Consider the following 19,487-nt stretch of genomic DNA (forward strand, 5'->3'; position numbering starts at 1 on the left):
ACCTTTAATTACTATTCTTCAAACTTGTCGGCGTAGCCTTTTGGAGGTGGTGTCCAGCCACGCTCACGAGAGTGTTTGTCGTTGCGATCAATTTGCATCGCGTCCTTAATAAAACCCTCTAGTTCTATAAATAGATCACGGTAGTTATTATCAAAGCGCTCACCCTCAGCGCCACCTTTCCAACCTTCATAGAGACGGTCTGATTGCTTGTCTTCAATAACTTTGTAAGTGGTCTTTTGTTGTTCCACAAAGAAAGGATGGAAGCCTAAACAATTCATCGTTTTAGCACCAAGCTCTAGTGCCGAATGATAGGTTTCTGATTCAATGTAGTCCGCACCAGCTTGTCTGAGCTGGTAGCCATGTCCACGGTCGAATGCTCTTGCGAGAATTTTCACGTGAGGGTACGTATGTTTAACATACTTTACAAGCTCGATACTGGCTTCTTGATTGTCAATGGCGACGACGAGCAGTTTTACTTCCTCGATCCCCGCGGTATGAAGAATGTCAGGTTTGGAGGCATCACCAAAGAAGGCTTTGGTACCAATTTGGCGCATGTTATCCACCTGGTCAGCTCGGACATCTAATGCCACCGTCCTTACATGATTGGCGACCAGCAGTCGGTTAACGATTTGTCCGAAGCGACCCATACCCGCAATTAGCACGCTACCACGTTCGTCAACGGTGTCTGCTTCTCTATCGTTACTCTCTTTCTCAAAGCGGGGTAAGATGACTTTGTCAAATAAGATAAATAGGCCAGGTGTTAGGAACATGGAGAGCGCGACGACCAGCGAAAGCGTTTGTGCAATGTCATTTGGCAATACATGGTTTTGAACCGAGAAGCTCAATAGTACAAAACCAAACTCCCCCGCCTGCGCCAAACTTAATGTAAATAACCAGCGAGCGCTGTTTTGTATTTTGAATATCATGGCCAGAATGTAGAGCACTGCTGCTTTCAACATCATGACACCGAGAGTTAAACCAATGATAACAAAGAAGTCGTTAAACAATATTTCGAAGCTGATGCCTGCACCAACAGTGATGAAGAAAAGCCCCAACAATAATCCTTTAAATGGGTCGATATTAGACTCAAGCTCGTGCCTGAACTCACTGTTTGCTAGAACAACACCCGCAAGGAACGTACCCAGAGCAGGAGATAGCCCCACTAAGCTCATTAATGCGGCAATCCCAATCACTAACATTAACGCTGTAGCGGTAAAGATCTCTCTAAGACCTGAAGACGCAACAAAGCGGAATAGCGGCCGACTTAAGAAGTGCCCACCAACCACAACCACGGCGATAGACGCAGTAATCACTAGGCCATAGACCCAGCCGGGCAAGCCTGCGACCAAACTAATCTGCTCATGATGTTCTGCGGCTTGATCAACTGCATTTTGGGCTTGCTCAACCAACTCCGGGATAGCTAAAAGTGGAATGAAGGCGAGCATTGGAATGACGGCAATGTCTTGGAACAGCAACACAGAAAATGAGCTTTGGCCGCCTTCCGTTTTTGCTAACCCCTTTTCATTAAAGGTTTGCAGCACAATAGCGGTGGAAGAGAGCGCAAAAATAAGACCAATGGTTAATGAAACACTCCATGTTTGTCCAAGTGCCAATGCAATACCCATGACAGCAGCGGCCGTACCACCCACTTGAATGCCTCCTAGGCCAATAAGCTTGTGGCGCATCCCCCATAGCATTTTGGGTTCTAACTCAAGGCCAACTAAAAATAGCATCATCACGACACCAAATTCAGCAAAGTGTTGAATTGTCGTCGTTTCTTCGCCAACCAGTCCGATAATCGGCCCTATGACAACGCCTGCAATCAAGTAGCCGAGAACAGAGCCAAGGCCAAGTCGTTTAGCAATAGGTACGGCAATGACGGCGGCAACCAAATAGACGAATGCTTGTAAAAAATACTCGGTCATGATGTACCCTCATCAGATTTAGCGGTTTGCTCTTGAGGCCAATAGTGATTGAGTTTTTCCATTGGCATAGCTTGTTGGATATCGAATTTATCTTCGACGAGTAGGGTGAGTAACTCACGCCAGCGTTCCCGATGCTCTGGTATGCGTCGCTCTTCTTGTGCCGTACGAGAGCCAAACAGACAAAATGGAGGAAGGTAGATCATGCCCGTCAACGTTGCAGTCTGTTCTAATGGTTGGAGCAACTCTCTGATTGTGAAATGGTTATAGCCGTCAGTTTGATACGCTTCCGCTCTACCGCCTGCGGAGATAGCACAGAAAAATGTCTTTCCATGCAGGGCAGTACCGTCTTGACCATAAGCAAATCCATATTCTAGGACTAAGTCTTGCCATTCTTTCAGAATAGAGGGTGTTGAATACCAGTAGAGAGGAAATTGGAAGATGATGATGTCATGATCAATGAGTCGTTGTTGCTCTTTATCAATGTTGATGTTGTACGTAGGGTACTCGTAATAGAGATCCACTGCAGTCACGCCCTTGACGGATGTTGCGTCTCGAAACATGGGAGCGTTGACTTCAGATCGGCGTTGTGAAGGATGAGCGTAAAGCACAAGAACTTTTTTGTTATCTTCGGGCATAATAGCTTCCGCTTGACGTTTTCTATGAGTCTTAATATTTAGTACACAACAAGCTATTTTTCAATTGGTTACCATCTAGTGACCACGGTAATACTTTTACCTATCAATGGCTGGATGTATTCATGACAGTTTAGGTGATAAGGAGTTGTTTTGAGCAAAATTACTATCCGACCAGCAACAACCCATGATGCTCGGTGGCTACTGAAACTTTATCAACAAACAATTCGCACTGTAAATCGCAAAGATTACAATAAGATGCAGGTTGATTGCTGGGCTCCGTTAGACATGGAAATAGAGGTGTTTGAGCGCTATATTGATTTAAAGCAGCCATTTGTCGCTACTGACGGTGAACGTATCCTTGGTTACAGCGATGTACAGCCGGATGGTCTTATTGATCATTTTTATTGTCATCATAAATCTCAAGGGCAAGGTGTTGGCCGTGCTTTGATGAATGTCATTCATGAAAAGGCAAATGAGATGGCCTTACCCAAGCTTTACTCTTTTGTAAGCATCACGGCCAAGCCGTTTTATCTTCATTTTGGGTTTGATATCGTTAGAGAAAATGAAGCAAATGTTCGTGGTGTAGGGTTAAAAAACTTTTTGATGGAAAAAGAGATTGGATGATAATGGACTCAATGTTTGAAGTTAAATCACTAACACATGATGAGTTACCGTTAGATCTGCTTCTGATTGCGGATCCAGAAATTGCCCGCGATTGCCATAGTTTATAAATATGAAAGTAGGAGGCTCTGATGGGTGAAATGTACACCAAGCATGCGGACAAATATGCCGAAGCGATTGAAAACAATGCATATAATGCACTCTATGAACGCCCATCTACGCTTGCGCTCGTTGGTGATGTGAACAATAAACGGGTGCTTGACTTAGGCTGTGGCCCAGGCGTGTACGCGGAACACTTCGTCAAGCAAGGCGCAACTGTCACAGCGATTGATATATCAGAGGAAATGGTAGAGTTGACTCAACGTCGTCTGGGTGACGCTGTCACATGTTATTCGCAAGATTTAACAGAAGGCTTACCCAAAGAATCCAGCGATCAGTACGACATCGTTGTCTGCCCCCTGATGATTCATTACTTAGAAGATTTGGTACCTTTGTTTACAGAAGTTCAGCGTGTTCTGAAAACGGGGGGAACCTTTGTGTTTTCAACTCACCATCCGATCATTGATTTTGAAGATGATGCCTTCAATAACTATTTTGATGTAGAACGTATTACTGAGCACTGGGATACCGTCGGTGAGCCAGTGGAGGTTTCGTTTTTTAGACGTTCATTGACTAACTTATTTGATAGCTTATCTGAAACTGGTTTTATTTTAGATAAGTTTTCTGAAGGTAAACCGGCACCGGAGATGCAAGCGGTGGCACCTGAGACATTTGAGCGACTATCTCGTCGTCCAAACTTCATCTTCATCCGAGCTCAAGCCAAATAATCGCCTCTAGAAAACCGCGATTACTCATCGTTTCCTGCTAGTTTTTCATCAAAAGGGCAAAAAACGTGTTTTTTTTGCCCAATAACCCGTTCAATTTACAAATCAATTTGGCATTAGCGGCGGGTTTTATTAGTATGTACAGCTATCAAAAAACACCCTTATGGATACTACCGGACGGTAGACGAGGAAACGATGCAACATCTAGAAGAGATCATTGCTAACGCGGGCACAGCGATTGACGCTGCAGACTCGCTAGTCGCACTTGACGAAGTGCGTGTTCAGTATCTAGGAAAGAAAGGTGAGCTAACGGCTCAACTTCAAAGCCTAGGTAAACTACCACCAGAAGAGCGCCGCAGTGCTGGTCAAGAGATCAACAAAGCAAAAGGCGTGGTTCAGCAAGCTATCGCGGCACGTAAAGATGCACTACAACGTGCAGAGCTTGAAGCGAAGCTAGCGGCAGAAACTATCGACGTAACCCTACCAGGTCGTCGTATCGAGAACGGCGGTTTACACCCAGTTACTCGTACTGTTGAGCGTATTGAAAAGTTCTTTGGTGAGTTAGGCTTTAGCACTGAGTCTGGTCCTGAAATTGAAGATGCATTTCATAACTTTGATGCACTGAACATTGCAGAAGATCACCCAGCTCGTACTGACCACGACACCTTTTTCTTCAATCCAGATCTGATGCTACGTACCCACACGTCTGGTGTACAGATCCGTACGATGGAAAATGGCAAACCACCATTCCGTTTCATCGCACCTGGCCGTGTATACCGTAACGACTACGACCAAACACACACGCCGATGTTCCACCAAGTGGAAGGCATGCTTGTTGACGAGAATGTTAACTTCGCACAGCTGAAAGGTATCCTGCACGACTTCCTAACAAACTTCTTCGAAGAAGATCTTGAAGTTCGTTACCGTCCGTCATATTTCCCATTCACTGAACCTTCAATGGAAGTGGACGTTAAGCGTAAAGACGGCAAATGGTTAGAAATCTTAGGCTGTGGCATGGTGCACCCAAATGTACTTCGCAGCGTAGGCATCGACCCTGAAAAATACTCTGGTTTTGCATTCGGCATCGGTATCGAGCGTCTAGCGATGCTTCGTTACGGCGTAAATGACCTACGTTCGTTCTTCGAGAACGACCTACGTTTCCTAAAACAGTTCAAGTAATCCAGAGGGTTCATCACAATGAAATTCAGCGAATCATGGCTTCGTGAGTGGGTAAACCCTTCAGTATCTACTGACGAACTTACGCACCAAATTACAATGGCTGGTCTAGAGGTAGACGACGTACTACCTGTGGCTGGTTCTTTCACTGGCGTTAAAGTAGGTAAAGTGGTTGAGTGCGGTCAGCACCCAGACGCAGACAAACTACGCGTAACTAAAGTTGATGTTGGCGCCCAAGACGAAAATGGCGAAAAGCAACTGCTAGACATCGTTTGTGGCGCGCCTAACTGCCGTGAAGGTTTGAAAGTAGCAGTAGCAACAGTTGGTGCTGTTCTTCCGGGCGATTTCAAAATCAAGAAAGCAAAACTACGCGGTCAACCTTCACACGGTATGCTGTGCTCATTTACTGAGCTAGGTATCGATGTTGAATCTGACGGCATCATGGAACTGGCTGAAGACGCAGTAATCGGTACTGATTTCCGTGACTTCCTAGGTCTTGATGACGTGACTGTTGACGTAGACCTAACAGCAAACCGCGCTGACTGTTTCAGCATCCGTGGTCTTGCTCGTGAAGTTGGCGTTCTAAACCGTGCTGATGTAACAGCACCAGCGGTTAACCCTGTTGAAGCATCTATTGCTGATGTAGCTTCTATTGAAGTTAAAGCAACGGAAGCGTGTCCACGTTACCTAGGTCGTATCGTTAAGAACGTGAACGTTCAAGCGGAAACGCCACTATGGATGCAAGAGAAATTGCGTCGTTGTGGAATTCGCTCTATCGACCCTGTTGTAGACATTACTAACTATGTACTTCTAGAGCAAGGCCAGCCAATGCACGCGTTCGATCTTGCTAAGATTGAAGGTGGCATCGTTGTTCGTATGGCAGAGCAGGGCGAGAAACTGACTCTTCTAGACGGTACTGAAGCTGAACTAAACGCAGATACACTGGTTGTTGCAGACCACAACAAAGCACTCGCTATCGCGGGTATCTTTGGTGGTGAAAAGTCTGGTGTAACTACTGAGACCAAAGATGTACTTCTAGAGTGTGCGTTCTTCGCACCTGATCATATCCGTGGTCGTGCTCGTAGCTACGGTCTGCACACTGATTCTTCAATGCGCTTCGAGCGTGGTGTGGACTATGCACTGCAAGTAAGCGCAATGGAACGTGCAACGGAGCTTCTGGTTGAAATCTGTGGCGGTGAAGTAGCACCTGTTGTTGCTGTTGAATCTGACGCTGATCTTCCTAAGCCAAACACTGTTGAACTGCGCCGTACTAAGCTAGATTCACTTCTTGGTCACCACATCGCTGATGCTGAAGTTGTTGAGATCCTAGAACGCTTAGGTCTAACAGTAACGACGACTGATACTGGCTGGACTGGTGTTGCACCAACATGGCGTTTTGACATCGCAATCGAACAAGACCTGATTGAAGAAGTGGGTCGTATCTACGGTTACGACAACATTCCAAATCAACACCCTGCCGCAACACTTAAGATGCACAACCACGTTGAAGCGAATCTTCCGCTTAAACGCGTACGTGACCTACTTGTTGATCGTGGCTACCATGAAGCGATTACATACAGCTTCGTTGAGCCAGAACAGCAAAAGCTTGTTGTGCCAGACGTTGAGCCGCTGATTCTGCCATTCCCAATCTCTGCGGACATGTCAGCAATGCGTCTTGGTCTTATCCAAGGTCTTCTAAACACGGTTGTTCACAACCAGAAGCGTCAGCAACCACGCGTTCGTTTATTCGAATACGGTTTGCGTTTCATTCCATGCGAGAGCGCTGAAAATGGCATGCGCCAAGACCCTATGCTTGCTGGTGTGATTGCGGGTACTCGCAGCGAAGAGCATTGGGATATTGAAACCAATACGGTTGACTTCTTTGACCTTAAAGGCGACCTAGAAGCAATTCTAGAACTGTCTGCAAACGAGAAAGCATACTCATTTGCTGCGGCGAAACATCCAGCACTTCACCCAGGTCAATCTGCAGCAATCGTTGTAGATGGCAAAGAGGTTGGTGTCATTGGTACTATTCACCCAGAGCTAGAGCGTAAGTTCGGTCTAAACGGTCGTACTATCGTATTCGAAGTTGAATGGTCTGCGATCAACACGAAAGTGATTCCAGAAGCGGCAGGGCTTTCTAAGTTCCCTGCAAACCGTCGTGACATCGCCGTTGTTGTTGATGAAGCGGTAGCTTCTGGTGACATCGTTGCTGCTTGCCTAGAGCAAGGGGGCGAGTTCCTAAAAGACGCGAAGCTATTCGACGTATACGTTGGTAAGGGCGTTGAAGAAGGCAAGAAGAGCCTAGCAATTGCTCTGACTCTACAGTCTCTAGAGCGCACGCTTGAAGATGCTGATATCGCAGGTGCGGTAGATGCAATTGTTGCTCATATTTCTGAGAAATTTGGTGCATCACTGCGTGACTAATCGCGATTAGCGTATCAACGTGAATTACCTGAAAAAGCGAGTTGCTGAAAAGTAACTCGCTTTTTTTATACCTCGATATAATGGGGAAGAAAAACCCAGTTTCATATCGAATGTATATTGCAACTCTCTGTTTTTACACAATAAATTACAACTCATCTGCATCAAGGTCACTATTTTCAATTTTGTTTGTAATTTTATTAAAACCTGCTTTTGTTTTAATTTTTAGAATAATACTCTACTCGATCGTTTTTGGGTAATCTATATCTCTAAATTATGCTAAAAACACGATAACTTGCTAAAACTTAAAGCAAAATCCTGACATAGTTCTGAAATAAAAAAGTTGGCGAAAATCAGAAGGTTGGCTTACACTTTTCAAAGTTGGCCTGTTATGTTGTTGATTGGTCGAACGAAATCTTAAGCGTTATCACTGTGATAACAAGGTATGAATTAGCTTTGAGGGGAGTTTTATGGCGCTCACAAAAGCCGATCTGGCTGAGAACCTATTTGAGAAACTCGGATTCAGTAAAAGGGATGCCAAGGAAACGGTAGAAGTGTTTTTCGAAGAAATTAGAAAATCACTTGAAAGTGGCGAACAGGTAAAACTGTCGGGTTTTGGTAATTTTGACTTGCGTGACAAAAATGAACGCCCGGGTCGAAACCCCAAAACTGGTGAAGACATTCCCATTTCCGCTCGACGCGTAGTGACATTCCGTCCGGGTCAGAAACTGAAGGCTCGAGTCGAAAATATCAAAGTGGATTAATGTCCTACTGTTAAACAAAAAGACCACCTAGTGTGGTCTTTTTGTGTTTTAGGGGCTAGGTGTTAGAGGGTATCGAATGCTAAGCCATTGTCCTTATAGAGCGACCTAGGCCGCTCGAATGTTGGTGGTAATGTAAGGTTGCCAAGCGTTTTGATACAGCTCCATTGACTGACGTCGCAGACTGGCAATTTGTGCTGTCTCAAACTCGTTAAGAGCACGGTTTTCAGCGGCTGCTCTGCGCTCAATTCCCTGAACAATTTCATACAAATCGTGTTCAGGTCCACTCTTAACATCTGCGATGTCTTTAAGGTGCAGTTGTACTTCAGCGATAATTCCGGTCTTAGGTAATTTAACCAAGATGTTTAGGTCACGATATCCAGACGCTGCTGGGCTTTTAAAGCGGTTTTTAACCCTTACTACCTGAGCTTCACGGCTAAGCGCTTCATAAGCGCCTACAAGGCTCTCTACGTCCTTGGCGACGATAGTGCCTCGAGCTAGGTCTGTGATCTGATTAACCTGACCGTTGAGCTCGGTGTCAATCTTCACTTTCGCTCGCTCAGCAGATTTTACGCCTGCAAAGTACGCATCGGTGTCAGTCAGTAGGGTGGTGGTTTTACAAAGCGCTTCTAGCTCATGTTGAGCCTGGTGGGCTTTGCTGTACAAGATGTCAAAATCGTTATGGGGTTGGAAGGCAGCGCCTTGAACAGCATCAATACCGTACAAGCCACTAAGACTGTGTTTGAATACAGATGGACAAACTTCGTTTTGCTCTTGCTTTCCTTTTGTTGGGGTGGAATCGGATTGATTAAGCGTGGCCGCAAATGCAGGTGCGCGGCTGAGTACCAATAGCATTAGTGCTGCAGTACGAAGAAACGTGCTCATTCTCTCTCCTAGTTACGTTATAAAAACGGGTACAAAAAAGGCGTTAACGCGCAGGAGTGTTGCTAACAATGATATGGGGTTCCTTATGGAAAACCCAACAAAAACTGTGTAACAGAGTTTGTAAACTGTGATACCTATCGCGTAATAAAATCTACGTGAATAGGTGTGACATTTTGTCTGCACTCTGTAAACTCTACGTTAACCATTATCCACAGCGAATATGAACGATAAATGAACGATTTTGAACTTTGGCACGATAAGTGGGCTGCAAACAAAATAGGTTTTCACTTGGAAGATGTGAACCCGTTGCTTATTAAGTATTGGGAGCGAATATCTCCAAGCCGTGACGAGAAGGTCTTTGTGCCCCTTTGTGGTAAGTCAGAAGATCTAGTTTGGTTGGCGCAGCGTCACGATGACGTACAAGGCGTCGAGCTTAGTCAAATCGCGGTGCGTTCATTTTTCTCAGAGCATTTTTACACGCCAATGGTCACTCCAATCAATGGTCAGTTTGAGTTGTATCAATTTGATGAGCTGAACATTTATGTCGGTGACTATTTTACCGCGCCAATTCAGCCCGTAGAGTTGATTTACGATCGCGCGGCGATGATTGCCATGCCTAAAGAGGTGAGAGAGCTCTACGTTGAAAAGCTAAAACAAACGCTGAAACCGGGCGGCCGTATTCTTCTTATCACGTTGGATTACGTTCAAAGTGAGATGACTGGACCACCATACAGCGTTCCGAGCACAGAAGTGATAAAGTATTTTGGAGAGGACTTTGATGTAACCCTGTTAGAGCGTGATGATGCAGACAGCAATCACCGCCGAATTCAGCAAGGGTTAACTCGTTTTGCAGAAGAAGCTTGGCTTATTAGCCATAAAGGTTAATAAAAGTGGACACGGGATGTCATTCCAATAAATGAATATAAAAATGCCAGAGCGAGTGCTCTGGCATTTTCTTTACCACAGTGGTGATATTCAGTCGTTACTTAGCGACGTTACCAAGCTTCAGCCATGTATCGATCACTGTGTCTGGGTTAAGTGATACAGAGCTAATGCCTTGCTCCATCAGCCATTCTGCTAGATCATCGTGATCCGATGGTCCTTGACCACATATACCAACGTATTTGCCGGCTTTGGTTGCAGCGTCTATCGCCATTTTCAGCATCGCTTTCACAGCAGGGTTACGCTCATCAAATAGGTGAGCTACGTCGCCAGAGTCACGGTCAAGACCAAGCGTTAGCTGAGTCATGTCGTTTGAGCCAATCGAGAATCCATCGAAGTACTTCAAGAACTCTTCGGCAAGAACGGCGTTTGATGGCAGTTCACACATCATGATGACCTTAAGGCCTTGCTCACCACGACGAAGGTCGAACTTAGCAAGTAGGTCGATAACTTGTGCCGCTTCGCTTGGCGTACGAACAAACGGGATCATAATTTCAACGTTTTTCAGACCCATTTCATCACGAACGCGCTTAATCGCTTGCGTTTCAAGTTCAAAACAGTCTTCAAACACCGGTGAGATGTAACGAGACGCACCACGGAAACCAAGCATTGGGTTTTCCTCGTGTGGTTCAAACTCTTTACCGCCCACTAGGTTACTGTACTCGTTTGATTTAAAGTCCGACATACGAACAATTACACGCTTAGGCCAGAATGCTGCAGCGATGGTTGAAATACCTTCAGTAAGCTTGCTCACATAGAAGTCGATTGGATCTTTATAGCCACGAATACGCTGAGTGATTTCGGCTTGCAGCTCCGGAGACTGCTGGTCAAAGTTCAGTAGCGCTTTCGGGTGAATACCAATCATCTTGTTAATGATGAACTCAAGACGTGCAAGACCCACACCTTCGTTAGGAATTTGAGCAAAGTCGAACGCACGATCTGGGTTACCCACGTTCATCATCACTTTCGTTGGTAACAGTGGCAGTTCATCGACAGCAGAGCGGCGGATCTCAAAGTCTAACTCACCTTGATACACATAGCCCGTTTCACCTTCAGAACACGACACAGTAACAACAGCGCCATCTTCCAAGCTGTCGGTTGCGTTACCACAGCCTACAATAGCTGGAATACCAAGTTCACGAGCGATGATCGCTGCGTGACAAGTACGGCCGCCACGATTGGTAACAATCGCCGCCGCTTTCTTCATTACTGGTTCCCAATCTGGGTCAGTCATATCAGTAACCAGTACGTCACCTTCTTGAACAAGCGACATTTGATCCAATGAATCAACAAGACGCACTTTACCAGTACCAATGCGTTGACCGATAGCACGGCCTTCAACCAACACATCTGCTTTGTTGTTCAGTTGGAAGCGTTCAATGACGTTTTGTTCGCTTTGAGAGCACACGGTTTCAGGACGAGCCTGAACAATGTACAGCTTGCCGTCGATGCCATCTTTTGCCCACTCAATGTCCATTGGACGTTGATAGTGCTTCTCGATGATCATCGCCTGTTTCGCAAGCTCTTTGATTTCTTCGTCGTTTAGAGAGAACTGGTTGCGCTCCTCATCAGACGTATCAATGATATCTACCTGTTTGCCAATCTCTTGGTTGTCAGAGTAAACCATCTTGATTTGCTTAGAACCAAACGTCTTCTTAACGATAGGCGCTTGACCTTGTTCTAGTAGTGGCTTGTGAACATAGAACTCGTCTGGGTTCACGGCACCTTGTACTACCATCTCACCTAGACCCCAAGCCGAAGTGATAAATACCACTTGGTCGAAGCCAGATTCCGTGTCCAGAGTAAACATAACGCCTGAAGACGCTTTGTCCGATCGAACCATACGTTGAATGCCCGCAGATAGCGAGATACCGCGATGGTCAAACCCTTGGTGCACACGATAGGAAATCGCTCTGTCATTGAACAGAGACGCGTAGACATGCTTAGTAGCTTCTAGAACCGCATCGATGCCTTTTACGTTCAAAAAGGTTTCTTGTTGACCCGCAAAGGAGGCATCAGGAAGATCTTCAGCAGTTGCGGAGGAGCGCACTGCCACAGAAAGCTCTTCATTGCCTTCAATGAGTTCTAGATAGTTAGTTCGAATGTCCTGCTCTAAATCAGCAGGGAAGGGGGCTTGTAATACCCATTGACGGATGGTCGCGCCTGTCTTACGCAGTGCGTCAACATCATCAACATCAAGTTCGTCTAATAGCCCGTGAATGCGCTCATCCAATCCTTCGAAATCGAGGAATTGGTTGAAGGCATGGGATGTTGTCGCAAAGCCGTTTGGCACGGAAACACCCGCGTTAGCAAGATTAGATACCATCTCGCCAAGCGAAGCATTTTTGCCGCCGACCTTATCGACATCGTCCATTGACAGACCATTGAACCAAAGGGTGTTGTTTTGCATGTCTTTCTCCAGAAACATTGCAGCTGTAGGATATAGCAAACGATTACGTATTCAGTGAAAAAATATTTAACTATTTTTACAAACTGTGGGGGAACGTGATTGAATGCTAGGGTTTGTTATCGATATTATGTAAAGCATCCTACTTAAATTAATTTGAAAAATTAAATAGAAAATGAATATTTTAGGTCAAAGTCGTGACGTATTCTACGTTTCTGACGGTACAGCGATTACTTGTGAGACATTGGGGCACGTGGTGCTCGGTCAATTTCCATTCAAAGCCAAAGAAAAGACATTTCCCTTTGTAGAGAGCGCTCATAAGCTCGATGAACTCATTAGGGAAATTAATCAATCCTATGAACGTAATGGAGTAAAACCTTTGGTTTTTTTCTCCATTGTTGTGCCTGAAATTCGTGCAGGATTACTGGAGTCACAAGCGTTTTGTTACGATGTGTTAGAAAGTTTAGTGGCTCAGGTTAAAACGGATTTACAATTGGAACCTAAGCCAAAACTTCAGCGATCACACAGTGTTGGCAAAGATTCTGCGAAGTACTTTGATCGTATCGCGGCGGTTGAATATACCCTTGCGCATGATGATGGCGTCTCGCTCAAAAACCTTGAGGAAGCCGACCTAATTTTACTCGGCGTGTCTCGCAGTGGAAAAACGCCAACCAGCCTATATCTCGCTATGCAGTTTGGTTTGCGAGTCGTGAACTATCCATTTATCGATGACGATATTAAACGCTTGCGTCTAATGCCGGAGTTTGAAATCCACCGTCATAAGTTGTTTGGCCTGACTATCAACCCAGAGCGCCTAACTGAGATTCGTGAAAACCGTTTAGCAGGCAGTGAATACGCTAGTACTGAACAGTGCTTGCAGGAACTTGCGAGTGTAGAAGCGCTGTTTAGACGCGAAGCGATCCCTTATATCAATACGACGTCACTGTCGGTGGAGGAGATCTCAACACGGGTATTAGAGCGAGCGGGATTGAAGCGCCGGGTGTTCTAGGAATAGAGGACCCATTTCCAACCCCAAAAGTTACCGATGACAAGACTTCAAACAGCGCTCTGACTCACAGCGCTGTTTGCGGCTAGCCGCTACAATAGTGCTTAACCTCATTCGAATAAGAACCCAGCCCTACTATGTTGATTTTCGTGTTGCTAAGCATCACTGTCGTTTTTGTTGTCGCTTATGCGAGTTTGAACAAAGTATCTGAACTTAAAAAAAGAGTTGGATACTCCACGGCGTTGAGTGCGAGCATTGTTGGCATATCATTATTGCTATGGAGCCAGTTTCGCACACCGTTACCAGAGCCAGCCCCTCTCAGTAATGTACAAGACCATCAAAGCGTCATGCTTGATCTTCAAAATTCACTAGCAGAATCTCCAAACGATGCCGAGTCTTGGTTTAAGCTAGGTCAGCTGTATATGCAGAGTCTGGAGTTTGATTCCGCCGCAACGTGTTTCAATTACTCGATTCGCCTCTCTAGCATGCCTTATGCTGGGCAGTATGCCGCTTTGGCTACGGCGCTTTACTATCAATCCTCACAAACGATAACGCCTGACATTCAGCGTTACCTAGACAAAGCGCTAGAGCTCGACAGTGACAATGACACGGCATTGCAACTTATCGCTTCGGACTACTTTTTAAATGCAGAATACGATGAGGCGATTCGCGTTTGGACTCAAATCTTAGATTCGAATAGAGTGGGGATAGATAGAGCGGCGATTATTGAAAAAATTAACCAAGCTAAAGGCATGTGATAGTTCATCACTTAAGGCCATAAACGACAGCCGCTAAAGGCGCTAGCGGCTAATAAAGTTGGTTTCGTTTCTAAGCGTGCGTATATACAAACCCACCATACATGTACTTGGTTGCTTCGGCGCCGAGAATTACCACCTTGCTTCCTTTTGATAGCGCTCCGCTATTAACGAGTTTAGAAAAACTGCACCAAATAGCAGCAGAACCTAGGTTTCCCCAGTGTTTGGCGTCGTTAATGATCTTGGCTGGATCAATGTCTAGTGCTTCGGCCAGCATGGTGTCGATGTGGCCGCTTGCTTGATGGGGAATGATGTAGTCAAAGTCGTTGAGCTCATAGCCACGGCTTCTCAAAGTTAGAATACTGGCTTGAAATAACGCTTCGCCGCTTTTTCTGACGTTGCTGGCATCATGGTGAAAACGTGCTTTACCGTCTTGGGTATATACTGACATTGAGCCGCCATCTAGCGATAACCCCGGTGACTGTTCAACCCCAATTTGACCTGTAAAACAGTCTGAAATCTTACCTACTCCCGGTACGTCTTCTGGAGCGATGATGACCCCGCCGGCACCATCACCCATTTGCATGTAATTGACCAACTGTGATTGGTCGAGAAACTCTGGGTGATAATCAAAGTACACGGACCCTGTTTCACTGCCGACAATCATTACAGGCTTGTTTAGCATCGCCATTCGTGGGATGGCGATTTGTAAGCCGCTTGAAAACCCAGTACAGGCTTGTCTTAACTCCATGAAAGGACCGTGATAGCGAAGCTTCTCTGCTACCCAAGCGATGCTAGGGGGGAGTTGAGTGTCCGGTGTCGTGGTGTGGCCAATTAAGTAGTCGACGGCGTCTAAACTAGTGTTCGATTGTTCAAGCAGTTGTGTCGCCACACTAACCACAAGATCAGAGTTACTTGGCGTCGGTGCGCTGGTATGGGAATAGATGCTGCGCGAGAAATGGCGTCCCTCAATACCTAAAAATGGTGCGATTCGAGACGCGATTTTTGCGTAGCGTTTTCCTGCTAATCTTTCCAACGCATCTAACAGTTGTGCGTTGTTCAGATGTTGTTCTGGGAATAAATGGTGTGCGGCGAGCAGTGATACGCTACCGGGCAGAAACGTTGCACTCATACTAGCTCTCCCTGGCTTCAAAGATGTGCTCAAGCGTAATACCAAGCGTTTCAAACGCTTCTCGTTCAGTATTGAGTAATTTAAACAGCTTTTGTGAAATCAGTGTGTTGAGTGCTTGCCATCTTGCACGGTCGTATCCTAGAGCGAGAGCATGCTTTTTTGCGGCAGTAACATGACGTGCTTCGTCTTGTTTGATGGAGCGGCATAACAAAACAAACGGATGATGCGGGTCAAGTCGACCTTTCTCCAGGTTCAGCATGATTTTACAAACCAAAGCGTCAAGACATGCGATTTGAGCAAAATGCTCTTCGAAAGTGTTTCTGGAACCCAGTGAAGCAAAAAAGCGCTGACTGCGGCGTTTTATCGCAACGACATCAGAAGGTTGCTCTAGCTGAGATTGCACAAACTCAAGTGCATCTTCATGGTATTGCTCATCAGCGACAATGCGTTCAAAGTCACTTTGGGCTGACGAGAGTGTTTGTGGAAGTTCACGTTGTGACTCGTTGTAGAACACCCATTGCGAGCTTTGTTCTCCACACACCAATAAAGGGAGTAGTCTAGATAGCGCAATTTTCTGTGGCTGTGTAAATTCGAATATCGTATTTCGATATTCGTGAAGCCAGTATTTAACCGGACTTTCACTGACACCTTCAAAAGGAACAGCGGGAAAACATGGTTTCATGGGCACTCTCAAAATCCTTTTACAACACACACCATACCAAGACCGAGGTAAAGCCGAATTCCTTTCTTTTACGTAAAGTTTTTTACGAAATTCATATTCTTCTTATCTAAATCTTAGTTTATATCCTGATGAATTTACTTCTATGCTGAAAGTGTCAAATTGCATTACTTATCGGAGATGAGACATGACAGACGTTCCAAATGGATTGGTAGAAGGACGAGTTTTGGCAAAGAAGCAGTGGACTCAGAACTTGTTCAGTCTTGAAGTAACCGCTCCAATTGAGGAGTACGTGGCTGGGCAATTTACTAAACTCGGTTTGCTCAATGCTAACGGGGAGTGGGTACGCCGAGCCTATTCGATGGTCAATCATCCCAATCATGATTATGGTCATCAACATTTGGAGTTTTTGATTATTGCAGATAGTGATGGTCAGTTATCACCGAAGCTTAATCAGCTTGTTTCAGGAGACACTATTTATGTAGGTAAACAACCTTCCGGCTTTATGACACTCGAAGAGGTACCGGAGCACGCGCGTGACTTGTGGATGTTGTCGACGGGCACTGCCGTTGGCCCATTTCTATCGATGTTAGATGATGACAGTTTGGTAGATCGGTTTGATAAGATTGTATTGGTTCATGCAGTGAGACGAGCGGAAGAGCTTGTTTATGCTAAGACCGTTCAAGGTGCACAGGCTCGGATGGGAAAGCAGTTTGAGTTTGTCTCGGTAGTTTCCAGAGAAAATCACCAAACCAGCTTGTCTGGGCGCATTCCTCAATTGTTGCTGGAAGGTCGGTTACAAAAGCATGTGGAGATGGAACTTAATGCACCTCATAGCTTTGTCTTTATGTGTGGTAACCCTGCCATGGTAAAAGACACAAGCTCTGCGCTAACAGAGCTTGGTTTAACAAAACATTTGCGAAGAAAACCAGGGCATTTTTCAAGTGAAAACTATTGGTGATAATTAATTGTTGGTGACAACTAGTAGGTATAACCAAGGCCAAAGTAGGCCGCTTCTAAGCCGGTGTTGTAACCGATATCTGCGGTGAAGCCTGTAACGCCAGTTTTAAACAGCAAGCCTACATTACCGTTGAATCGCAAATCCGATTCATAGGTTCTAAATGGCGCGTCTGTAATTTTTTCTTCACTTCGATTCGCTAAGCCTATACCAGCATAACCAACAAAGTTATCGCTGAGCGATTTAACCAATCCAACATTAAGGCCAAAATCATCATTATTCGGCCCAGTCCCTCCAGCCAAGTTAGCGTAGAAACCATAACTAAGATTTCTATCGTAATACAGGCCCACACCAAAGCCACCTTCGCTGGTGGTACCGACCGAAACACTATTGTAGGTACCGGCGAATGAGAAAGTAGAGGCTAAACATAGACCAAGCAGAAGACGTTTTTTCATGAGATCCCTTTTGTGTATGTGTGCCGTTTGTGTTTTTTGGAAACACAATGTAGTTTCAGCTACTTACGATTCTAGCAAAAAGCCCCAACCGATGGGTTGGGGCTTACGTTAATCTCGAATGGATCACACATTCAATAGTGAGTAAACCTAGTAGTTCGCCTCACGCTCAGCCGCTTCTTTATCCCATTCTGGCACTACTGTTTCTAAGAAGTGCTTTTTCTCTGCGTTCATCTTATCCATATCCATCCCTAACGCCGCTTGCGCTTTCTCTTTAGTGGAAATGTCTGGGATCTCGACAGGGTCGGTGATGCCTTTTTTCGCGAGTAAGCGAATCAGTTTTGCACGAGCGTCAGCCGCTTTGTCGACTGATGTACCTAGAATTTCTAGCGCCATTTCCGGTGCATGCATGTGCACGCCGTGAGATGCGATTGCGTAGTCCCAACGCCACTGCGCATGACGAATATCCGTTAGGATTGGCTTCATTTCTTCCTCGGTTGCACCTGCATCCCATGCAGCTCCAGCTTCAAAGTGAGCGGCTACGATTTGCTTTTCTGCTGTGAGTTTCATGTTCAGTACTTGTGCTTTGCGAGTCGATACGATGCCTTGTAGCTGATCTTTGCTCTGAGTATGGCAGTTTGCACAGGTGTCTTCGAAGCGGTCAAACGGGTTACCAACTTTATGATCAGTATAAACAGTACCATCTTCTTTGGTTACTTTCGGCATATGGCAGTCGACACAAACAACGCCGTTTTTGCCATGGATGCCGTCACGCCAAGTTTCATAGCCCGGGTGCTGAGCTTTTAGCATAGGCGCTTTAGAGACGGCGTGTTGCCAGTCTTTAAAGTTGAGCGCGTCGTAGTACTGTTCCATCTCTCCAACGGTGGTGCCCATATCCCAAGGGAATTTCACGGCTTTCGTTGGCCCTGTGAAGTAATACTCAACGTGGCACTGAGCACAAACCGAAGCTTGTTTATCTAAACGCGATTGCTCATCAAATTTTTTACCAATTGCTTCAAAGGCGCGTTCAACGTAAGGGCGGGTCAGCGCGAGTTCAGGTTCGCCGTTCTTGAATTTTTCACTGCGGGTGTCGTGGCAATCTGCACAGCCGATAGGGTTTGAAATTTCAGCGCCTAAACGTGCCCATTTTCCTTCAAAGTATCCGTCTTCGCCGCGCTCATCGATAACACGCGCAACATCCGGGCTTTTACAGCTCCAACAGGCCATTGGCATTGGGCCTGATTTAGGGTCGGTTGGGCCACCCGTTCTAAGTGTTTGACGTACATCATCAAGTGCATAGAAGTGTCCACGAGCTTTGTTGTAATCTTTGGCAAAGCCGTAGCCTGCCCATAAGATCACCATGTTAGGATCGTGGGCAAGGGCGTCTTCGATTTCGACACTCTCGCTCGTTTGTTTCCAAGAATGGTATTGGTCAGGATGGTCTTGTTCGTAGGCCTGATTTCTTGGATCCATTAACTCTTTTTCAGAGGCAGCAAAAGCGGGCACACTTGCGGTGCCTAATATTGCTAATGCAGCAACGGAACTTATAATCCAGTGCTTGTTCACGATGGTATCTCCATATTCTAATTTTTGAAATGCGTTGTGGGGCAAATTTCCTAAACAAGATTTGGAGATGTCTAATGATAGACGTATTCATATTAACTCATAGATAGAAATATTTTATTACAGCTCGACCTATTTACTGTTTTAGATCAATTTAACTAGGTGATGAAGCTCACATCTATATCCATCTAACCCTAAAGGGTTAGTGTTTTTTGGTTCGGGGATGAATTTCATATCCATTAAAAACAATGGGTTATGTAAAAATTCACACAGCAATAATAGTGATATTGCTCACTAATTAAACGTTGGCTGTTAGGGGAATACAGATAGTCGTACTATTAT

17 protein-coding genes are annotated in these 19,487 nt (G+C 45.4%); 9 read left to right on the top strand and 8 right to left on the bottom strand.

The annotated features are described in order from the left end of the window. Nucleotides 1-11: 11 nt before the first annotated feature. Both L4C42_RS02590 and L4C42_RS02595 read right to left on the bottom strand, forming a co-directional pair. Nucleotides 12-1,925: a monovalent cation:proton antiporter-2 (CPA2) family protein gene (locus tag L4C42_RS02590; RefSeq protein WP_418641429.1), complete on the bottom strand. Its 1,914-nt coding sequence runs from the start codon at nucleotides 1,923-1,925 to the stop codon at nucleotides 12-14. Further along, nucleotides 1,922-2,560, bottom strand: coding sequence for an NAD(P)H-dependent oxidoreductase (locus L4C42_RS02595; RefSeq protein WP_353496081.1), 639 nt, complete (start codon nucleotides 2,558-2,560; stop codon nucleotides 1,922-1,924). The genes L4C42_RS02590 and L4C42_RS02595 overlap by 4 nt, the downstream gene beginning before the upstream one ends. Before the next feature lie 150 nt (nucleotides 2,561-2,710). Between L4C42_RS02595 and L4C42_RS02600 the strand changes: the two genes are divergently transcribed. The 5 genes from L4C42_RS02600 to ihfA all read left to right on the top strand — a co-directional run bounded on the left by L4C42_RS02600 (nucleotide 2,711) and on the right by ihfA (nucleotide 8,369). Beyond that, entirely contained in the window at nucleotides 2,711-3,184 is a 474-nt protein-coding gene (locus L4C42_RS02600) for a GNAT family N-acetyltransferase (RefSeq protein ID WP_418641428.1), read from the top strand. A gap of 128 nt (nucleotides 3,185-3,312) precedes the next feature. Further along, nucleotides 3,313-4,008: a class I SAM-dependent DNA methyltransferase gene (locus L4C42_RS02605; RefSeq protein ID WP_429759211.1), complete on the top strand. Its 696-nt coding sequence runs from the start codon at nucleotides 3,313-3,315 to the stop codon at nucleotides 4,006-4,008. Nucleotides 4,009-4,200: 192 nt separating this feature from the next. Beyond that, the gene (gene pheS, locus L4C42_RS02610) at nucleotides 4,201-5,184 is read left to right on the top strand and encodes a phenylalanine--tRNA ligase subunit alpha (RefSeq protein WP_112461716.1); all 984 of its coding nucleotides are present in this window, start codon (nucleotides 4,201-4,203) and stop codon (nucleotides 5,182-5,184) included. Between the two features lie 18 nt (nucleotides 5,185-5,202). Continuing rightward, entirely contained in the window at nucleotides 5,203-7,608 is a 2,406-nt protein-coding gene (pheT, locus tag L4C42_RS02615; RefSeq protein ID WP_418642256.1) for a phenylalanine--tRNA ligase subunit beta, read from the top strand. Nucleotides 7,609-8,075: 467 nt separating this feature from the next. Further along, nucleotides 8,076-8,369, top strand: a complete 294-nt coding sequence (ihfA, locus tag L4C42_RS02620; protein WP_006074250.1) for an integration host factor subunit alpha — start codon at nucleotides 8,076-8,078, stop codon at nucleotides 8,367-8,369. Between the two features lie 105 nt (nucleotides 8,370-8,474). On the opposite strand, the gene L4C42_RS02625 is transcribed toward ihfA, so the two are convergent. Next, complete coding sequence (locus L4C42_RS02625) at nucleotides 8,475-9,251, bottom strand: RelA/SpoT domain-containing protein (protein WP_353496084.1); 777 nt, start codon at nucleotides 9,249-9,251, stop codon at nucleotides 8,475-8,477. A 231-nt stretch (nucleotides 9,252-9,482) separates the two neighbouring features. Between L4C42_RS02625 and L4C42_RS02630 the strand changes: the two genes are divergently transcribed. Next, the gene (locus L4C42_RS02630) at nucleotides 9,483-10,136 is read left to right on the top strand and encodes a thiopurine S-methyltransferase (protein WP_353496085.1); all 654 of its coding nucleotides are present in this window, start codon (nucleotides 9,483-9,485) and stop codon (nucleotides 10,134-10,136) included. 97 nt (nucleotides 10,137-10,233) lie between these two features. Here the strand turns inward: L4C42_RS02630 and ppsA are convergent, their stop codons facing one another. Beyond that, nucleotides 10,234-12,621 (bottom strand): phosphoenolpyruvate synthase, encoded by a 2,388-nt coding sequence (ppsA, locus tag L4C42_RS02635; RefSeq protein WP_418642255.1) that lies wholly within the window; start codon nucleotides 12,619-12,621, stop codon nucleotides 10,234-10,236. Nucleotides 12,622-12,775: 154 nt separating this feature from the next. On the opposite strand from ppsA, the gene ppsR reads away from it, so the two are divergent. Beyond that, the gene (gene ppsR, locus L4C42_RS02640) at nucleotides 12,776-13,609 is read left to right on the top strand and encodes a posphoenolpyruvate synthetase regulatory kinase/phosphorylase PpsR (protein WP_418642254.1); all 834 of its coding nucleotides are present in this window, start codon (nucleotides 12,776-12,778) and stop codon (nucleotides 13,607-13,609) included. A 134-nt stretch (nucleotides 13,610-13,743) separates the two neighbouring features. Next, nucleotides 13,744-14,364, top strand: coding sequence for a TPR domain-containing protein (locus tag L4C42_RS02645; protein ID WP_429759216.1), 621 nt, complete (start codon nucleotides 13,744-13,746; stop codon nucleotides 14,362-14,364). A 70-nt stretch (nucleotides 14,365-14,434) separates the two neighbouring features. On the opposite strand, the gene L4C42_RS02650 is transcribed toward L4C42_RS02645, so the two are convergent. Both L4C42_RS02650 and L4C42_RS02655 read right to left on the bottom strand, forming a co-directional pair. Next, nucleotides 14,435-15,493 (bottom strand): 3-oxoacyl-ACP synthase III family protein, encoded by a 1,059-nt coding sequence (locus tag L4C42_RS02650; protein ID WP_418642252.1) that lies wholly within the window; start codon nucleotides 15,491-15,493, stop codon nucleotides 14,435-14,437. Between the two features lies 1 nt (nucleotide 15,494). Then, nucleotides 15,495-16,175, bottom strand: coding sequence for a hypothetical protein (locus L4C42_RS02655; RefSeq protein ID WP_353496090.1), 681 nt, complete (start codon nucleotides 16,173-16,175; stop codon nucleotides 15,495-15,497). Nucleotides 16,176-16,359: 184 nt separating this feature from the next. Here L4C42_RS02655 and L4C42_RS02660 point away from each other — a divergent pair, with 184 nt between their 5' ends. Continuing rightward, nucleotides 16,360-17,133, top strand: a complete 774-nt coding sequence (locus tag L4C42_RS02660) for a ferredoxin--NADP reductase (RefSeq protein ID WP_429759218.1) — start codon at nucleotides 16,360-16,362, stop codon at nucleotides 17,131-17,133. 20 nt (nucleotides 17,134-17,153) lie between these two features. On the opposite strand, the gene L4C42_RS02665 is transcribed toward L4C42_RS02660, so the two are convergent. Further along, nucleotides 17,154-17,585 (bottom strand): hypothetical protein, encoded by a 432-nt coding sequence (locus tag L4C42_RS02665; protein WP_353496092.1) that lies wholly within the window; start codon nucleotides 17,583-17,585, stop codon nucleotides 17,154-17,156. A gap of 147 nt (nucleotides 17,586-17,732) precedes the next feature. Continuing rightward, on the bottom strand, nucleotides 17,733-19,148 hold the full coding sequence (nrfA, locus tag L4C42_RS02670) for an ammonia-forming nitrite reductase cytochrome c552 subunit (RefSeq protein WP_420884599.1): 1,416 nt from the start codon (nucleotides 19,146-19,148) through the stop codon (nucleotides 17,733-17,735). Nucleotides 19,149-19,487: the final 339 nt, after the last annotated feature.

Source organism: Vibrio wakamikoensis, assembly GCF_050337275.1.
Lineage (GTDB): Bacteria > Pseudomonadota > Gammaproteobacteria > Enterobacterales > Vibrionaceae > Vibrio > Vibrio chaetopteri.